General features: G+C 61.5%; 14 protein-coding genes. 11 read left to right on the top strand and 3 right to left on the bottom strand.

Annotated elements, in window-relative coordinates; all coding sequences use genetic code 11:
- Positions 1-4: 4 nt before the first annotated feature.
- On the bottom strand, positions 5-1,489 hold the full coding sequence (gene tolC / locus JK232_RS09320) for an outer membrane channel protein TolC (RefSeq protein WP_072927259.1): 1,485 nt from the start codon (positions 1,487-1,489) through the stop codon (positions 5-7).
- A gap of 229 nt (positions 1,490-1,718) precedes the next feature.
- Here tolC and nudF point away from each other — a divergent pair, with 229 nt between their 5' ends.
- From nudF to JK232_RS09290, 6 genes are all read left to right on the top strand, one after another.
- Positions 1,719-2,360 (top strand): ADP-ribose diphosphatase, encoded by a 642-nt coding sequence (nudF, locus tag JK232_RS09315; RefSeq protein WP_072927261.1) that lies wholly within the window; start codon positions 1,719-1,721, stop codon positions 2,358-2,360.
- Positions 2,356-2,778: a DUF1249 family protein gene (locus tag JK232_RS09310; protein ID WP_072927397.1), complete on the top strand. Its 423-nt coding sequence runs from the start codon at positions 2,356-2,358 to the stop codon at positions 2,776-2,778. Before nudF ends, JK232_RS09310 begins: the two co-directional genes overlap by 5 nt.
- Before the next feature lie 27 nt (positions 2,779-2,805).
- On the top strand, positions 2,806-3,633 hold the full coding sequence (cpdA, locus tag JK232_RS09305) for a 3',5'-cyclic-AMP phosphodiesterase (RefSeq protein ID WP_212589091.1): 828 nt from the start codon (positions 2,806-2,808) through the stop codon (positions 3,631-3,633).
- Complete coding sequence (gene yqiA / locus JK232_RS09300) at positions 3,633-4,214, top strand: esterase YqiA (protein WP_072927263.1); 582 nt, start codon at positions 3,633-3,635, stop codon at positions 4,212-4,214. Before cpdA ends, yqiA begins: the two co-directional genes overlap by 1 nt.
- A 98-nt stretch (positions 4,215-4,312) precedes the next feature.
- Entirely contained in the window at positions 4,313-6,208 is a 1,896-nt protein-coding gene (parE, locus tag JK232_RS09295; protein WP_072927264.1) for a DNA topoisomerase IV subunit B, read from the top strand.
- 56 nt (positions 6,209-6,264) lie between these two features.
- Positions 6,265-7,161 carry a LysR substrate-binding domain-containing protein gene (locus tag JK232_RS09290; RefSeq protein WP_072927398.1) on the top strand — a complete coding sequence of 299 codons (897 nt, stop codon included), beginning with the start codon at positions 6,265-6,267 and terminating at the stop codon, positions 7,159-7,161.
- 73 nt (positions 7,162-7,234) lie between these two features.
- Here the strand turns inward: JK232_RS09290 and JK232_RS09285 are convergent, their stop codons facing one another.
- On the bottom strand, positions 7,235-7,540 hold the full coding sequence (locus JK232_RS09285; RefSeq protein WP_072927265.1) for a putative quinol monooxygenase: 306 nt from the start codon (positions 7,538-7,540) through the stop codon (positions 7,235-7,237).
- 167 nt (positions 7,541-7,707) lie between these two features.
- Entirely contained in the window at positions 7,708-8,292 is a 585-nt protein-coding gene (locus tag JK232_RS09280; protein WP_072927266.1) for an NAD(P)H-dependent oxidoreductase, read from the bottom strand.
- 399 nt (positions 8,293-8,691) lie between these two features.
- Here JK232_RS09280 and parC point away from each other — a divergent pair, with 399 nt between their 5' ends.
- From parC to JK232_RS09255, 5 genes are all read left to right on the top strand, one after another.
- Positions 8,692-10,968, top strand: a complete 2,277-nt coding sequence (parC, locus tag JK232_RS09275) for a DNA topoisomerase IV subunit A (RefSeq protein WP_101828386.1) — start codon at positions 8,692-8,694, stop codon at positions 10,966-10,968.
- A 350-nt stretch (positions 10,969-11,318) separates the two neighbouring features.
- On the top strand, positions 11,319-12,062 hold the full coding sequence (locus tag JK232_RS09270) for a 1-acylglycerol-3-phosphate O-acyltransferase (protein WP_072927269.1): 744 nt from the start codon (positions 11,319-11,321) through the stop codon (positions 12,060-12,062).
- Positions 12,063-12,202: 140 nt separating this feature from the next.
- Positions 12,203-13,618, top strand: a complete 1,416-nt coding sequence (ftsP, locus tag JK232_RS09265) for a cell division protein FtsP (RefSeq protein ID WP_072927271.1) — start codon at positions 12,203-12,205, stop codon at positions 13,616-13,618.
- A 144-nt stretch (positions 13,619-13,762) separates the two neighbouring features.
- Positions 13,763-16,195 (top strand): DmsA/YnfE/YnfF family dimethyl sulfoxide reductase, encoded by a 2,433-nt coding sequence (locus JK232_RS09260; RefSeq protein ID WP_101828385.1) that lies wholly within the window; start codon positions 13,763-13,765, stop codon positions 16,193-16,195.
- 109 nt (positions 16,196-16,304) lie between these two features.
- Complete coding sequence (locus JK232_RS09255; protein WP_212589090.1) at positions 16,305-18,479, top strand: YgiQ family radical SAM protein; 2,175 nt, start codon at positions 16,305-16,307, stop codon at positions 18,477-18,479.
- Positions 18,480-18,494 lie beyond the last annotated feature (15 nt).

The following is an 18,494-nucleotide window of genomic DNA, read 5'->3' as shown; positions in this document are numbered from 1 at the left end:
AAAATTAACGCTGGAACGGGTTGCTGCCGCTGCTGCGTTGGGTGGCAGCCGCAGCCGGGCGGGCAGAGGACTGGCCCTGGGCATTCGCCTCACCGCTGACCGCTTTCACACCGCCGTCAGCCGCGGCATCCTGCTGGGCGTTTTCCGGTGCCACTGCTTCCGGGGTGGTCGGTACCGGCTTGCCGAGCGCGTTGTTCAGCATCTGCAGGTCACTGATGTTCAGCGTGCCGAGGGCAGACTTCACATTCAGCTGGTTGATCAGGTAGTTGTAACGCGCGCTGGAGAGCTGCTGCTTGGCGTTGTAGAGCGTGGTAGTGGCGTCCAGCACGTCAACAATGGTACGCGTCCCGACCTGGTAACCCGCTTCTGACGCATCCAGGGAGCTTTGCGCCGACACCACGGCCTGTTTGTAGGCGTTGATGCTGCTGATGGAGGCGGAGATGTTGTTGAAGGAAGAACGCACCGTCTGCACCACAGAGCGGTGGGCGCTTTCGAGCTGCTCACTGGCACTGACGAAGTTGAACTGCGCCTGTTTCACCTGCGAGGTGACCGCGCCGCCGCTATAGAGCGGCAGGCTGAAGTTCAGGCCGACCTGGTTCTGCCCGGCGTCGCTGTCATCGGCGACATTGCGCGAGCCGCTGTATTTGCTGTTGCTGATGCCGCTGGAGGCGGTCAGGTCCAGCGTCGGCAGGTGGCCGCTCTGGTAGTAGCGGATCTGCTCACGCGCCAGATCCTGTGACAGGCGGGCGGAGAGCAGGTTCAGGTTGCGGCTTTCCGCCTCTTTCAGCAGGCTGTTGACGGCCTGCGGGCGCTGGGTGGTGAAGGTGTCGATGTTCAGCGACGCCAGCTCCGGGTAGTACTGGCCGGTGACCTGGCGCAGGGCTTCCAGCGCGTTGTCGAGATCGTTACGCGCCGTGACTTCGTTGGCCAGTACGCTATCATATTGGGCGCGGGCGTTCTGCACGTCGGTTATCGCCACCAAGCCCACGTTAAAGCGTTGGGTGGTCTGGTCGAGCTGGCGGTAAATCGCCTGTTTCTGCGCTTCGGTATAGGAAAGCGAGTCAATGGCGCTCAGCACGTTGAAATAGGCGGTGGCCGTATTCAGGATCAGGTTCTGCTGGGCGGTCTGGTAGGTGACATCCTGGATGCCGGCCTGCTTCTCCTGAAGCGTCAGCGCCCGCCATTTGGACATATCAAAAATTGTCTGGGTCAGCTGCAATGCACCGCTGGTGACATTACTTTCCGTGTCCCGTGCATCTTTGAAACCACTGGTATAGGTGTAATCCACACCCAGGCCCAGTTGCGGCAGCAACGGGCTGCGCGTTTCATTGATCTTCTCAAAGGCTGCATCGCGCACAGCGGCAGACTGGCGCAAATCCGGGTTGCTTTCGCGTGCCTGCTGGTAGACCTGGAGCAGGTTTTCAGCCTGGCTCACGGAACTCAGGCCAGACAGGCTCAGTCCGATAAGAAAGGGGAGCAGTTTCTTCATTGGCATTCCTTGTTGTGCAGCATTGGTGCTTATTATGTAGGTGCTGTCGGGAGCAAAAATTTTGCCGATTCTATCAGAGTATTAGACACTGGCGAGGTGGCTTAACGTGCCATCACCCTTGAATAGTGTCAATCTACCACAATCATGTCCGCGTATAATTAATGAACATTCACGGTATTGACCTAAAACAGGTCAAGGGTGCCGTTATACTCACCAGAGAGGGAACATCATGGCTTCATCTACTCAGGCTTCGCCGGTCACTTTCACCAAAAATGATGTAGAAATTATTGCACGTGAGTCACTTTATAGTGGTTTTTTTTCGCTCACCGCCTATCGTTTCCGTCACCGTCTGTTCAATGGTGAAATGAGCGGCGAAGTGCGCCGTGAAGTGTTTGAGCGCGGCCATGCGGCGGTGCTGTTGCCCTATGATCCGGTGCGGGATGAAGTGGTACTGGTTGAACAGCTGCGTTTCCCGGCGCTGGAAACCAGCGAGACCCCGTGGCTGCTGGAGATGGTAGCCGGGATTATTGAGCCGGGTGAAAGCCCGGAACAGGTGGCCCGCCGCGAGGCGGTGGAAGAGGCCGGCCTGACCGTGGCCCGCTGTAAACCGGTGCTGAGTTACCTGGCCAGCCCCGGCGGCACCAGCGAGCGGTTGTCGGTGATGGTCGGTGAAGTGGACGCCACGACAGCAGAAGGCTTGCACGGGCTGGCGGATGAACACGAGGATATCCGGGTACATGTGGTCAGCCGTGAGCAGGCCTGTCGCTGGGTAGAAGAAGGAGCTATTGATAACGCGGCCTCAATCATTGCTTTGCAATGGCTGGCGCTGCACCATGAATCGTTACGAAAAGAGTGGTCAACTGATGATTAAGCGCTATACCCCTGATTTTCCCGAAATGATGCGGCTGTGCGAAACCAATTTCGCACAATTACGTCGGTTGCTGCCGCGCAACGATGCCGTCGGCGAGACGGTGAGTTATCAGGTGAGTGGCGCCACCTACCGTTTGACGATTGCGGAATCGACACGCTATACCTCTCTGGTGGCGATCCAGCAGACTGCCCCGGCAGTCAGCTACTGGAGCCTGCCGGCCATGACCGTGCGGCTCTACCATGACGCGATGGTGGCTGAAGTGTGTTCAAGCCAGCAGATCTACCGCTTCAAAGCACGTTATGATTATCCTAATAAAAAGTTGCATCAACGCGATGAAAAGCATCAAATTAACCAGTTTCTTGCTGATTGGTTGCGCTACTGTTTAGCGCATGGAGCGATGGCGGTTCCGGTTTGTTAGACAGACTGAGATAACAAAGGACACCATTTGGAAAGCCTGTTTACGCTGCCTGTGGCCGGTGACGCCAGGGTCAGGATATTACAAATCACCGATACGCATCTGTTTGCCGGTGAACATGAAACCTTGCTGGGCGTGAACACCCTGCGGAGTTATCACGCGGTGCTCGATGCCATTGCTGCGCAGCAGCGGCCGGTGGATATCATCGCAGCGACCGGCGATCTGGCCCAGGATCATTCGCTGGCGGCGTACCGCCACTTTGCCGCCGGGATCACGCGCTTTCCGGTGCCCTGTTTATGGCTGCCGGGCAACCACGATTTCCAGCCGGCGATGGTGGATGCGCTGGCCGCGGCAGGGATTGCGCCCTCCAAACAGGCATTGCTGGGCGACCACTGGCAGATGATTTTGCTGGATACCCAGGTGTCCGGGGTGCCGCACGGTGAGCTGAGCGAGTACCAGCTCGCCTGGCTGGCGCGCTGCCTAACGGCCTACCCGGATCGCTACACGCTGCTGATGCTGCACCACCACCCGCTGCCCTCCGGCTGCACCTGGCTGGACCAGCACAGCCTGCGCAATGCCCATGAGCTGGCGGCGCTGCTGGCGAATTACCCGAAGGTCACCACGCTGCTGTGCGGGCATATCCATCAGGAGATGGACGAGCCGTGGCACGGCCGCCGCCTGCTGGCGACGCCGTCGACCTGTGTGCAGTTCAAACCGCACTGCACCAATTTCACCATCGACAGTGCGGCACCCGGCTGGCGCTACCTCGATCTCTTCCCGGACGGCCGGCTGGAGACGGAGGTTCACCGCCTCGACACCCATGAGTTCAGCCCTGACATGGATTCGGACGGTTATTGATGAGCACCTTACTCTACCTGCACGGATTCAACAGTTCGCCGCTCTCGGCCAAAGCTTCTGCCCTGAAGGCGTGGCTGGCGGTGCACCACCCGCATATCGACATGGTGGTGCCGCAACTGGCGCCGTTCCCGGATGCGGTGGCAGAGCAACTGGAGTCACTGGTGATGGCGCGCGCCGGGGAAAACCTCGGCATTGTCGGCTCGTCGCTCGGCGGCTACTACGCCACCTGGCTGTCACAATGTTTTGCGCTGCCGGCAGTGGTGGTCAACCCGGCGGTGCGGCCGTATGAGCTGTTGCTCGACTATTTGGGGCAGAACCAGAACCCCTACACCGGCCAACAATATGTGTTAGAGTCTCGCCACGTCTACGACCTGAAAATTATGCAGGTCGATCCCCTGGAGTCGCCGGATTTGCTCTGGCTGCTGCAACAGACCGGAGATGAGATTCTCGATTACCGCCAGGCCGTGGCCTACTATACCCCCTGCCGCCAGACGGTAGAGTCGGGCGGGAACCACACCTTTACCGGATTCGAACGCTTCTTCTCTCCGATTGTGGATTTTTTAGGGCTGGCGTCTGACTGACGCCCTGTGTCACAGCCCGCCGCGAACCGGGCGGTTGACCGGCCGCCGCGCCGGTTCCCGTCAGCCCACCAACAACTGGCCACGAATAGTAATCAAAGATGAGTCAATCAAGTTATAACGCAGATTCCATTGAGGTACTCAGCGGCCTTGAGCCGGTGCGTCGTCGTCCGGGCATGTACACTGATACCTCGCGCCCTAACCATCTCGGTCAGGAAGTTATTGATAACAGCGTCGATGAGGCGCTGGCCGGCCACGCCCGCAAAGTCGAGGTGATCCTCCATGCCGACCAGTCGCTGGAAGTGATCGACGACGGCCGCGGTATGCCGGTGGACATCCACCCGGAAGAGGGCATCCCGGCGGTGGAGCTGATCTTCTGCCGCCTCCATGCGGGCGGCAAGTTCTCCAACAAAAACTACCAGTTCTCCGGCGGCCTGCACGGCGTGGGGATCTCCGTGGTCAACGCCCTCTCAACCCGCGTGGAAGTCACCGTCAAGCGTGGCGGCCAGGTCTACGAGATGGCGTTTGAGAATGGCGACAAGGTGCAGGATCTGAGCGTCACCGGCACCTGCCCGAAACGCGTCACCGGCACCCGCGTCCAGTTCTGGCCGGACGGCAGCTTCTTTGACAGCCCGCGTTTCTCCGTCAGCCGGTTGTCACACCTGCTGAAAGCCAAAGCAGTGCTGTGCCCTGGGGTGGAGATTGTTTTCAAAGACAAGCTCAACAACACCGAACAGCGCTGGTGCTATGAAGACGGCCTGACCGACTACCTGATGGAGTCCGTGAACGGGCTGGTGACACTGCCGGAAAAACCGTTTGTCGGCGCGTTCGCCGGGGACACCGAAGCGGTGGACTGGGCGCTGCTCTGGCTGCCGGAAGGCGGTGAGCTGCTGACGGAAAGCTACGTTAACCTGATCCCGACCATGCAGGGCGGCACCCACGTCAACGGGCTGCGACAGGGCCTGCTGGATGCGATGCGTGAGTTCTGTGAGTTCCGCAATATCCTGCCGCGCGGCGTGAAGCTGTCGGCGGAGGATATCTGGGACCGCTGCGCACATGTGCTGTCAGTGAAAATGCAGGACCCGCAGTTCGCCGGCCAGACCAAAGAGCGCCTGTCATCGCGCCAGTGCGCCGCCTTTGTCTCCGGTGTGGTGAAAGACGCCTTCAGCCTGTGGCTGAACCAGAACGTGCAGGCCGCGGAACAGCTGGCGGAACTGGCGATCTCCAGCGCCCAGCGCCGGATGCGCGCCGCCAAGAAAGTGGTGCGTAAAAAGCTCACCAGCGGCCCGGCGCTGCCCGGCAAACTGGCCGACTGCACCTCGCAGGATCTCAGCATGACCGAACTCTTCCTGGTGGAAGGGGATTCGGCAGGCGGCTCCGCCAAGCAGGCGCGCGATCGTGAATACCAGGCGATCATGCCGCTGAAAGGCAAGATCCTGAACACCTGGGAAGTCTCCTCTGACGAAGTGCTGGCGTCGCAGGAGGTGCACGACATCTCCGTCGCCATCGGCATGGACCCGGACAGCGAAGACCTGACCCAGTTGCGTTACGGCAAAATCTGTATCCTGGCGGATGCGGACTCCGACGGCCTGCACATCGCCACGCTGCTGTGTGCGCTGTTCGTGCGCCACTTCCGCTCGCTGGTGAAAGATGGCCACGTCTATGTGGCGATGCCGCCGCTCTATCGCATCGACCTCGGCAAAGAGGTCTACTATGCGCTGGATGAAGAGGAGAAAGCCGGGGTGCTGGAGCAGCTCAAGCGCAAAAAGGGCAAGCCGAACGTCCAGCGTTTCAAAGGGCTGGGCGAGATGAACCCGTTGCAGCTGCGTGAAACCACGCTCGACCCGAACACCCGCCGCCTGGTGCAGCTCACCATCAGCGATGATGACGTAGACCAGACGATGGCCATCATGGATATGTTGCTGGCCAAGAAGCGTTCCGAAGACCGGCGTAACTGGTTGCAGGACAAAGGTGACAAGGCCGAACTGGCCGTCTGATGCCTCTCCCGGCCGCCCCTGTGGCGGCCGGTCTCTTTTTCCCGCAGGGCCTGCCGATGAAACTCACCCTTGATGAACTCGCTGCCTTTGTGGCCGTGACTGACAGCGGCTCGATCACGGCCGCCGCCGAACAGTTGGGCCAGACCTCGTCAGGCATCAGCCGTGCGCTGAGCCGCCTTGAAACCAAACTCGGTATTACCCTGTTGCGCCGCACCACCCGCCGCCTGGAGCTGACGGAAGAGGGCGAGCTGTTCCTGACCCATGCACGCCAGATTGTGGAGTCGGTGGAGCAGGCGGAGGAGCAGATCGCCCTGCGCCGCGAAACCCCGGCCGGGCGGCTGCGCGTCAACGCCGCTGCACCTTTTATGGAGCATGTGATCGTGCCGCTGGTCGGCGGCTTTCGCCGTCGCTACCCACAGATTACGCTGGAGCTGAACACTGATAACCTGATAATCGACCTGCTGGAGAAGCGCACCGACGTGGCGATCCGCATCGGCACCCTGCGTGATTCCACCATCCATGCGCGGCTGCTGGGGTGCAGCCGGCTGCGCTTGCTGGCCAGCCCCGGTTATCTGGTGCGCCACGGCACCCCGGCGCAGGTGGAGGACCTGGCGCATCACAGCCTGCTCGGTTTTACCCAGCCGGAATCCCTGAACCAGTGGCCTGTCCGCACCGCTGACGGCGCACGGCTGGTGATAGACCCCGCGCTCTCCGCCTCCAGCGGCGAAACCCTGCGCCACCTGGCGTTACAGGGGGAGGGGATTGTGCAACTGGCGGATTTCATGACGCGTGAGGATTGCCGGCAGGGGCGGCTGGTGCCGGTATTGCCGGCACTGACCGAGCTGGAGAGCCAGCCGGTCAACGCCGTCTATTACCGTAATACCCCGCTGGTGGCGCGCATCACCTGTTTTCTGGATTACCTCAGCGAACAGATGGGCGAGGGGCTGCTTTGAGGGGGCGCTGTAAAGCGGGCATAAAAAAAGCCGCGTGATGCGGCCTTAACGCTGTTCCGGCAATCCGGAGACATCAGGGTTTGTCGAGAATGTGGATCACGACCTCTTCCACATCCTGCTTAATCGCTTCCCGGTGGTGGTGCATGTGCGGCTGCTGCTGGTGCTGCTCCAGGTGGTTCAGGCTCTCCCACTCTTCCAGCATAAAGATGGAATCCGGCACCGTTTTACGCCACGGTACCTGCCCGTTGAAATCGATCATCGGCACATAACTGCCGCAACCCTGCTCTGCGCGCACCACAGGCAGTAACGCATTAATCTGTTGCAGCACCGCATCCCGGCGCCCCGGCCTGACCTTGATTTCAGCAATCACAGTAATCATAAGTGACCTCGTCGGCATCCCTGCGGATGGGGAGGGAAAGGGCGGCACTCCGTCGCGGCCCTTTCATCATACACTGACGCTTACAGTGTGGGCATTGCTGTCAGAAGATGCCATCCGGCATCGTCTGATTTCACCGTACTTTACCGTGCTTTACCGTACGTTAACCGTCAGATGTTGAACACGTGGTCCAGGTGCGCACGGTAGCGGGCGATGTCGGTGTCGACGTCCGGCTGCTTGATCACATCGTTGCAGATAAAGGTCGGCAGCCCGGCCATGCCAAGGAATTCATTGGCTTTATGGAAGTGCATGTAGAGGCCGTCCACCCCGACGCCGTGGAAGAACTGCTCTTTGTCGGTGAACGCTTCCAGCGGGGCGTTCCAGGTCAGCGACAGCATGTAGGTTTTGCCCTGCAACAGGCCGCCGGAGCCATATTTTTTCGAGGCGTCAGCGCGGGTGCGGCCGTCGCTGGCGTAAAGCTTGCCGTGGCCTTCGGTGAAGACTTCATCGATGTATTTTTTCATGATCCACGGCTCGCCCATCCACCAGCCCGGCATCTGGTAAATCACGGTGTCGGCCCACAGGTAGTTTTCCACTTCAGCCTGGACGTCATACCCCTGGTCGATATTGACGACACGCACCTCATGCCCGCTGTCACGCAGGAAGCTGGCGGCCACGTCGGTCATGGTGTTGTTCAGTGCACCTTTGGAGTGGGCAAACTCTTTTGCCGCATTCAAAATCAGGATCGTGCTCATGGCGTCTCTCCGGTTAATGTGTAGTAAGCGTAATGACTGATTGCGGAAGTGTACGCGGGAAAGCGCCAGGGAAAAATGCGTCATATGTCACAAAACTTTTGCTTAAACAGCAATAATCCGCGCCGTGACCCCCGTTTTTTTGCGGGAATAACGGCCCGTGCAACGACCGCGGGCGGGGGGATTCTGTGGTATACTTGCTGCCACACAAACCCCCGGCAGCCGCGGCCCGGCCGCCACGCCCTGCTGCGTTTCCATACCCTTTTGACATCGCTCAGCGCGCAGACATCGCTGTGACAGCGAGATGCCTGATAAGGTACTATCGCCGCATAATGTACCGGCGCGGGCAACGTCTGCCGGTTGCGGCATAAAGAGACAACACGGTCTGAGGAATAATGATTAATGAGTGATATGACTCATGACGGTGCTGAGCGCCTTGCGCTGCACACGTTTACTGAGAACGCCTACCTGAACTACTCCATGTACGTGATCATGGATCGGGCACTGCCGTTTATCGGTGACGGTTTGAAACCGGTACAACGCCGGATCATCTATGCCATGTCAGAACTCGGGCTGAACGCCAGCGCGAAATTCAAAAAATCCGCCCGCACCGTGGGTGACGTGCTGGGTAAATACCATCCGCACGGCGACAGCGCCTGCTACGAGGCGATGGTGCTGATGGCGCAACCCTTCTCCTACCGTTACCCGCTGGTGGACGGCCAGGGCAACTGGGGCGCGCCGGATGACCCGAAATCTTTCGCGGCGATGCGTTACACCGAATCGCGCCTGTCGAAATATGCCGAAGTGCTGCTGCGCGAGCTGGGCCAGGGCACCGTGGACTGGGTGCCGAACTTTGACGGCACGCTCGACGAGCCGAAAATGCTGCCGGCGCGCCTGCCGAACATCCTGCTCAACGGTACCACCGGGATCGCCGTGGGGATGGCCACCGACATACCGCCGCACAACCTGCGTGAAGTGGCCAAAGCGGCGGTGATGCTGCTGGACAAACCCAACACCGAACTCGACGACCTGCTGGCGCACGTACAGGGGCCGGATTTCCCCACCGAGGCGGAAATCATCACCCCGCGTGACGAGCTGCGCAAACTCTACCAGACCGGGCGCGGCTCGGTGCGGATGCGCGCGGTATGGAAAAAAGAAGAGGGCGACGTGGTGATCACCGCGCTGCCGCACCAGGTTTCCGGGGCCAAAGTGCTCGAGCAGATCGCCAGCCAGATGCGGGCGAAAAAACTGCCGATGGTAGAAGACCTGCGCGACGAGTCGGATCACGAAAACCCGACGCGGCTGGTCGTGGTGCCGCGCTCCAACCGGGTGGACATGGATCAGGTGATGAACCACCTGTTCGCCACCACCGATCTGGAGAAAAGCTACCGCGTTAACATGAATATGATCGGGCTGGATGGCCGCCCGACGGTGAAAGGTCTGGTGGAGATCCTCACCGAGTGGCTGGCGTTCCGCCGCAACACCGTGCGCCTGCGCCTGAACCACCGGCTGGAAAAGGTGCTCAAGCGCCTGCATATCCTCGAAGGGTTGTTGACGGCCTTCCTGAATATCGACGACGTGATCCACATCATCCGCAGCGAAGATGAGCCGAAAGCGGTGCTGGTGCAGCGTTTCGGCCTGAGCGAAACCCAGGCGGAAGCGATTCTGGAGCTGAAACTGCGCCACCTCGCCAAACTGGAAGAGATGAAGATCCGCGGTGAGCAGGAGGAGCTGGCCAAAGAGCGCGATCAGCTGCAGGCGCTGCTGGCCTCTGAACGCAAGCTGAACACGCTGATCCGCAAAGAGATCCAGGCGGATGCTGACGCCTACGGCGATGACCGCCGTTCGCCGCTGCATGAGCGTGGCGAAGCCAAAGCGATGAGCGAAACCGAGATGCTGCCGTCTGAGCCGGTGACCATCGTGCTGTCGCAAATGGGCTGGGTGCGCAGTGCCAAAGGCCATGACATCGACCCGACCGGCCTGAGCTACAAGGCGGGTGACAGCTTCCTGGCTGCCGCACGCGGCAAGAGCAACCAGCCGGTGGTGTTCATCGACTCCACCGGCCGCAGTTATGCGCTGGAACCCACCACGCTGCCGTCGGCGCGCGGGCAGGGCGAGCCGCTGACCGGCAAGCTGACGCCGCCGCCGGGCGCGGTGATTGAGCAGGTGCTGATGGCACCGGATGAGCAGAAATTGCTGATGGCCTCCGATGCCGGGTACGGCTTCGTCTGTACCTTCAGCGATTTGGTGGCCCGTAACCGCGCCGGTAAGGCGATGATCACCCTGCCGGAGAACGCCAAGGCGCTGACGCCGCTGGAGATCCACGGTGAGGATGACATGCTGCTCTCCATTACCGCCGCGGGCCGGATGCTGATGTTCCCGGTGGCGGATCTGCCGCAGCTCTCCAAAGGCAAGGGCAACAAAATCGTCTCTATTCCGTCGGCGCAGGCTGCCGCCGGGGAAGACCGCCTGGCCTGGCTGTTTGTGCTGCCGCCGCAGACGTCACTGACGCTCTATATCGGCAAACGCAAACTGACGCTGCGCCCGGAAGATTTGCAGAAATACCGGGCAGAGCGCGGCCGCAAAGGCACTCTGTTGCCGCGTGGCCTGCAACGGATCGACCGGGTAGAGGTGGATGCCCCGGCCCGGCCGGAGAGCGCCGGCAGCAGCGAAGCCTAACCGCCCGCCTGCCGTAATCTGCGCCCTGGGGCTGCCTGCCCTGGGGCGTTATTCGTTCTGCGGCACAGCCGCACGGCATAAAACGTGCCGGGCCGCGTTTTCCAGATGTTTTTTTCGGTGAATATTCATCGTTTGCATTAATATAGCCGTTGTATCACCCCGGTGAACGTTTCAACGCTTACCGGTCAACAGGTTAAGCCGTACACCATGTATCATTGAACACCGGGTGAGCAGGGCACCTTCTTCGCTAAAAAAGAAACCCCGCTGTTTCATCAGGAAGCAAGGAAACCGGCACTCAATACAGGCCGCCATCGCGCGCCAGAGGCCGGATATACGCTAAAGAGGTTGTTATGTTGTTGATTGTGCGTACCATTTTGGCCATCGTGTTTTCACTTTTGGTCTGTATTTTCGGATCGGTTTTCTGTCTCTTCAGCCCGCGCGATCCGCGCCACGTGGCCCGTTTCGGCCATATGTTCGGGCGGATGTCCACCCTCTTCGGGGTGACCGTGGAGAAGCGCCTGCCACCGGGTGCAGCGGAGTATGGCAATTGCATCTATATTGCCAACCACCAAAACAATTACGATATGGTCACCGTGTCTAACATGGTGCAGCCGCGTACTGTCACAGTGGGCAAAAAAAGCCTGTTATGGATCCCGTTCTTTGGCCCGCTCTACTGGCTGACCGGTAACCTGCTGATTGACCGTGATAACCGCGCCAAAGCGCACAGCACCATCTCACAGGTGGTGGAACAGTTTAAAAAGCGCGATATCTCCATCTGGATGTTCCCGGAAGGCACCCGCAGCCGCGGCCGCGGCCTGATGCCGTTCAAAACCGGGGCCTTCCATGCGGCCATTGCCGCCGGGGTGCCGATTGTGCCGGTGTGCGTGTCGAATACACACGGTAAGATCAACCTGAACCGCTGGTCAAACGGGCTGGTGATTGTTGAAATGCTGCCGCCCATCGACACCACCGGTTACGGCAAAGAGCGGGTTCGTGAACTGGCCGAGCTTTGCCGCACTCAGATGCAGGCTAAAATTGCCGAACTGGATGCGGAAGTCGCCCAACGCGAAGCCGCGGCCAAAAAAGGCAAGTAGCCGGGCGCGTATGCGCCGCCCGCATTACGCCCTTCCGGCCTGGGGATCAGGCCCGCGCGCGGCCCGCTGCCGCGCCATTTTCACCCGGCCTTTGGCCGGGTTTTGCACACAGTCTTGATATTGCTTTTCATGGAGAAGATATGTCACTCAGTCGGCGTCAGTTTTTACAGGCATCGGGTATGGCATTGGCTGCCGGTGCGCTACCGCTGAGGGCAGAGGCGAGCGGAACGCAAGTGGCGCTGCCTGTGCCGCCGTTGCTGGAGTCCCGCCGCGGCCAGCCGCTGTTCCTGACCCTGCAACGCGCCCACTGGTCATTCACCGGTGGTGCCAAAGCCAACGTCTGGGGCATCAACGGGCTTTATCTCGGGCCGACGGTGCGCGTCTTCAGCGGGGATGACGTCAAACTGATCTACAGCAACCGCCTGGCGGAGCCGGTGGCGATGACCATCGCCGGCTTGCAGGTGCCGGGCACGCTCACCGGCGGTGCCGGGCGCATGATGTCGCCGGGCGTGGACTGGTCGCCGGTGTTGCCGATCCGCCAGCCCGCCGCCACCTGCTGGTATCACGCCAATACGCCGAACCGTATGGCCCCGCACGTCTATAACGGGCTGGCCGGGATGTGGCTGGTGGAAGACAGCGTCAGCAAATCCCTGCCGCTGCCCAGCCACTACGGGGTGGATGATTTCCCGGTGATCCTGCAGGACAAACGGCTGGATAACTTCGGCACCCCGGAGTATGACGCCCCGGCGCAGGGCGGTTTCCTGGGCGATAACCTGCTGGTGAACGGCGTCGAAAGCCCGTATGTCGAGGTGTCGCGCGGCTGGGTGCGCCTGCGCCTGCTCAATGCCGCCAACTCACGCCGCTTTATGCTGCAAATGAGCGACAACCGGCAATTCCACGTCGTCGCCGCCGATCAGGGCTTCCTGCCTGCGCCGGTGGCGGTGTCGCGCCTGTCGCTGGCACCGGGCGAACGCCGGGAGATTCTGATCGACATGTCGCAGGGCGATGAGGTGTCGATCACCGCCGGGGAATCCGCCGGGATCATGGACCGGCTGCGCGGGCTGTTTGAGCCGTCCAGCATTTTGATCTCCACCCTGGTGCTGACGCTGAAACCCACCGGCCTGCTGCCGCTGGTCACCGACAACCTGCCGATGCGCCTGCTGGCCGATCAGCTGCTGGAAGGCAGCGTGGTGCGGTCGCGTGAGTTCCGCCTGGGGGACAACCTGGCCGGGATCAACGGCGCCATCTGGGACATGAACCGCATCGACGTGCAGGCACTGCAAGGCACCTGGGAGCGCTGGACGGTGCACGCCGACCTGCCGCAATCTTTCCATATTCAGGGCGTGTCGTTCCTGGTGAAAAACGTCAACGGCGGCCCGCCGCTGGTGGAAGATGCCGGGTTCAAAGACACGGTGTGGGTGGATGGCGAAGTCGAGCTGCTGGTCTACTTCAACCAGCCGTCATTTGAGCATTTCCCATTCCTCTACCACAGCCAGACCTTGGAGATGGCCGACCGCGGCTCCGCCGGTCAGCTGGTGGTGCAGCCCTCCGTCTGAGTTTTCCCCCACGGCAGTGCGATCCCGCCTGCCGTTTTACCTTTTCCCTGTGCCTGATCCCGTTCCGCTTGATAAAAAGCAAGATCGCGTTGCGCCGTTTTTGTTACTCCAGCCCACAGGCTGATAACCAGAAGGCGAAACATGATGAACCACGACGAACGATCCGCACGCGGTGGCGTCACCCGCCGTACCCTGCTTAAGGGCAGCGCCCTGAGCGCCCTGACCCTCGCGGCCGGGGGCGTGCCGTTGCCCTTTGCCCAGGCGCAACCCGCGCCGCCAACCCGCATTCCCGATGAACGGACCGTCTGGAGCATGTGCTCCGTGAATTGCGGCAGCCGTTGCGCGTTGCGGCTGCATGTGCGGGATGACGAGGTCATCTGGGCCGAAACCGACAACACCGGCCAGGACAGGTATGGCGACCATCAGGTGCGCGCCTGTCTGCGTGGGCGCAGTATCCGGCAGCGCATGAACCACCCCGCGCGCCTCAACTACCCGATGAAACGGGTCGGCAAGCGCGGCGAGGGCAAATTCAAACGCATCAGCTGGGACGAGGCGCTGGACACCCTGGCGCAGCGGCTGAAGCACACGGTGGAGACGTACGGCAACGAGGCGGTCTACATCAATTACTCGTCCGGCATTGTCGGCGGCAACATCACCCGCTCCTCGCCTTACGCCTCGCTGGTGGCGCGCCTGATGAACTGCTATGGCGGTTTCCTCAGCCATTACGGCACCTACAGCACGGCACAAATTGCCGCTGCCATGCCTTACACCTACGGCAGCAACGAGGGCAACAGCACCTCTGACATCGTCAACAGCGAACTGGTGGTGATGTTCGGCAACAACCCGGCGGAAACACGCATGAGCGGCGGCGGCATCACCTACCATCTGCAACAGGCGCGTGAACGCAGCAATGCGCGGATGATTGTTATCGACCCGCGCTATACCGACACCGCCGCCGGGCGTGAGGATACGTGGATCCCGATCCGCCCCGGCACCGATGCCGCGCTGGTGGCCGGGCTGGCCTATGTGCTGATCACGGAAGATCGGGTTGATCAGGCCTTTCTCGATCGTTACTGCGTCGGTTATGACGACAAGACCCTGCCGCCCGGCGCGCCGGCCAACAGCCACTATAAAGCCTACATTCTCGGGCAGGGTGAGGACGGCACCGCCAAAACCCCGGCCTGGGCAGAGCGGATTACCGGCATTCCGCAGGCGCGCATTATTCAGCTGGCGCGTGACATCGCCCAGAGCAAACCCGCCTGTATTGTGCAGGGCTGGGGGCCGCAGCGGCAGGCCAACGGCGAACTGACGGCGCGCGCGATCGCCATGTTGCCGATCCTGACCGGCAATGTCGGCATCCCCGGCGGCAACAGCGGCGCGCGGGAATCCACCTACACCCTGACCATTGAGCGGATGCCGGTTGGGGAGAACCCGGTGAAAACCAGCATCCCGGTGTTTGGCTGGACGGACGCCATCTGGCGCGCCACTGAGATGACCAGCCTGCGCGACGGCGTGCGCGGCAAACCCGCGCTCACGGTGCCGATTAAATTCATCTGGAACTATGCCGGTAACACGCTGGTTAACCAGCATTCGGACATCAACCGCACCCATGAGATTTTGCAGGATGACCGGCGCTGCGAAACCATCGTGGTGATTGATAACTTTATGACGGCCTCTGCCCGCTATGCCGACCTGCTGCTGCCTGACCTGATGACCACCGAGCAGGAGGACATTGTGCCGAACGATTATGCCGGAAACATGGGCTACCTGATTTTCGGCCAACCGGCGACTGCGCCGAAGTTTGAGCGGCGCGGCATCTATTCCATCCTGACCGGCGTGGCCGAACGGCTGGGCGCTGACGTCGCACAGCGCTTCACCGAAGGGCGCAGCCAGGCCGACTGGCTGCGTTATCTCTATGGCAGGATGCAGGAAAAAGATCCGCTGCTGCCCGGTTACGAGGCGCTGAAAGCGATGGGCATTTATAAACGGCGCGATCCGGCCGGGCACTATGTGGCGTATCAGGCGTTCCGCGAAGACCCGGTCGCCAACCCACTGGACACGCCGTCCGGCAAAATTGAGATCTATTCGTCGGCACTGGCGGAGATCGCGGCCGCCTGGTCGCTGCAACCGGATGAGGCAATAAGCCCGTTGCCGATCTACCACCCGGCGTTTGAAGGCTGGGACGACCCGCAGTTCGCTGACTGGCCGTTGCAGCTGTTCGGCTTCCACTACAAGGCGCGCACCCACTCGACCTACGGCAATATTGCACTGTTGCAGGCCGCGGCGCGGCAGGAAGTCTGGATCAACCCGCTTGATGCCGCCGCCCGGCAGATTGCGCAGGGCGATCTGGTGCGGGTGTTTAACGCACGCGGGGAAGTGCGGCTGCCGGCAAACGTCACGCCGCGTATTATGCCGGGCGTCACCGCGATGGGGCAGGGCGCGTGGCATCAGGCCGACATGGCGGGGGACAAAATTGACCACGGCGGCTGCATCAATACCCTCACCAGCCTGCGCCCATCACCGCTGGCGAAGGGCAACCCACAGCACAGTAACCGGGTGCAGATTGAGAAGGTGTAGGCGGGCGGCAGAAAATTATTGATCCAGGCCAGGAAAAGGGCGAATAGGCCGCAGCCGGGGCGGCGCGTTCCCTATAATTTCGCCCCTTTTCCGATGCAACGAGCTGCCCATGCCTGCTACCTGTCTGCTGCGCCCTGAACGCGACCTGTTCTCCTATCCCCGTTATTGGGCCGAATGTTTCGGCACTGCGCCCTTTTTACCGATGAGCCGCGACGAGATGGATGCGCTCGGCTGGGACAGCTGTGACGTTATCCTGATCACCGGCGACGCCTACGTTGACCACCCGAGTTTCGGCATGGCGGTTGTCGGGCGGCTGCTGGAGTCGCAGGGGTTCCGCGTCGGCATCATCGCGCAGCCGGACTGGCACAGCAAAACCGACTTTATGCGGCTCGGCAGGCCAACCCTGTTTTTCGGTGTCACCGCCGGCAACATGGACTCAATGATCAACCGCTACACCGCGGACCGCAAACTGCGCCACGATGACGCCTACACCCCCGGCAATCTCGGCGGCAAACGGCCCGACCGCGCGACGCTGGTCTACAGCCAGCGCTGCAAAGAGGCGTACCGGGAGGTGCCGGTGGTGCTGGGCGGGATCGAGGCCAGCCTGCGCCGGGTGGCACATTACGATTACTGGTCAGACAGCGTGCGCCGCTCGGTGCTGGTGGATGCCAAAGCCGATTTGCTTATCTACGGCAACGGCGAACGGCCTTTGCTGGAGGTGGCGCACCGGCTGGCCGCCGGGGAGCCGGTCAGCGCGCTGACGGATGTGCGCAACACCGCCGTGATGTGCCGCCAGCCACCGCCGGGCTGGCGCGGCGTGGACTCCACCCGGCTGGACACCCCCGGCCGCATCGATCCGCTGCCGCACCCGTATGGTGAAACGGCCGGATGCAGTGAGCAGCACGACGCCGCCCAGCCGGTCGCGGTGCGTGCCGCCCCGGCGAAGCCGTGGGAAAACACCTATGTGCTGCTGCCGTCGTATGAAAAAGTGAAAGCGGACAAGGTGCTCTACGCCCACGCCTCGCGCATCCTGCACCATGAAACCAACCCCGGCTGCGCGCGGGCGCTGATGCAGAAACATGGCGACCGCTATGTCTGGATCAACCCCCCGGCGATGCCGTTGAGCAGCGAGGAGATGGACAGCGTCTTCGCGCTGCCGTTCCGCCGGGTGCCGCACCCGTCCTATGGCGACGCGCGTATCCCGGCGTATGAGATGATCCGTTTTTCAGTCAACATCATGCGCGGCTGCTATGGCGGCTGCTCTTTCTGCTCGATCACTGAACATGAGGGGCGGATCATCCAGAGCCGAACCGAAGAGTCCATCGTGCAGGAGATCGAAACCATCCGCGACAGCGTGCCGGGCTTCACCGGCGTGATCTCTGACCTCGGCGGGCCGACTGCCAACATGTACCAGCTACGCTGCCGCTCACCGAAAGCGGAGCAGAGCTGCCGCCGCGCCTCCTGCCTCTACCCGGACATCTGCGCGCACATGGACACCGATCACCAGCCGACCATCGATCTCTACCGGCGCGCCCGCGCCTTGCCGGGCATCAAGAAAGTGCTGATTGCCTCCGGGGTGCGTTACGATCTGGCGGTGGCTGACCCGCGTTACATCCGTGAGCTGGCGACCCACCATGTCGGCGGCTACCTGAAAATTGCCCCGGAACACACTGAGGCGGGGCCGCTGGCGATGATGCTGAAGCCCGGCATGGGCAGCTATCACCGCTTTAAAGCCCTGTTCGATACCTATTCGCGCGAGGCCGGGAAAGAGCAGTACCTGATCCCCTATTTCATCGCCGCGCACCCCGGCACCACCGATCTGGACATGGTGAACCTGGCCTGCTGGCTCAAGCAGCAGCGCTTCCGGCTTGATCAGGTGCAGAATTTCTACCCGTCGCCGCTGGCGACCTCCACCACCATGTACCACAGCGGCAAAAACCCCCTGACGAAGGTGGCGTATCACAGCGCCGATGTCACAGTGCCGCGCGGCGACCGCCAGCGCCGCCTGCATAAAGCACTGTTGCGCTACCACGACCCGGCCAACTGGCCGCTGATCCGCCAGGCGCTGGAGGCGATGGGGCTGAAACAGCTGATCGGCCCCCGGCGTGATTGCCTGGTACCGGCCGCCACCCTGGCTGAACAGCGGGCGGCCAAAACGGCCTTGCGCCGCAGCCAGCCGGCGCTGACCCGCCATAGCGCCCATCCATCGCATCCGGGCGGGCTGGGCGGCAATGTGATACCAGCGCGCCCAACCGGCAAAGCCCCCGGCCGCAAACGAAAATAAGCTCCTGCGGCGGGC

It is taken from the genome of Nissabacter archeti, assembly GCF_018257325.1.
GTDB classification, from domain to species: Bacteria; Pseudomonadota; Gammaproteobacteria; order Enterobacterales; family Enterobacteriaceae; genus Chimaeribacter; species Chimaeribacter arupi.
Note: the sequence above shows the minus strand (reverse complement) of the source record. Positions and strands in the feature narration are given on the sequence as shown.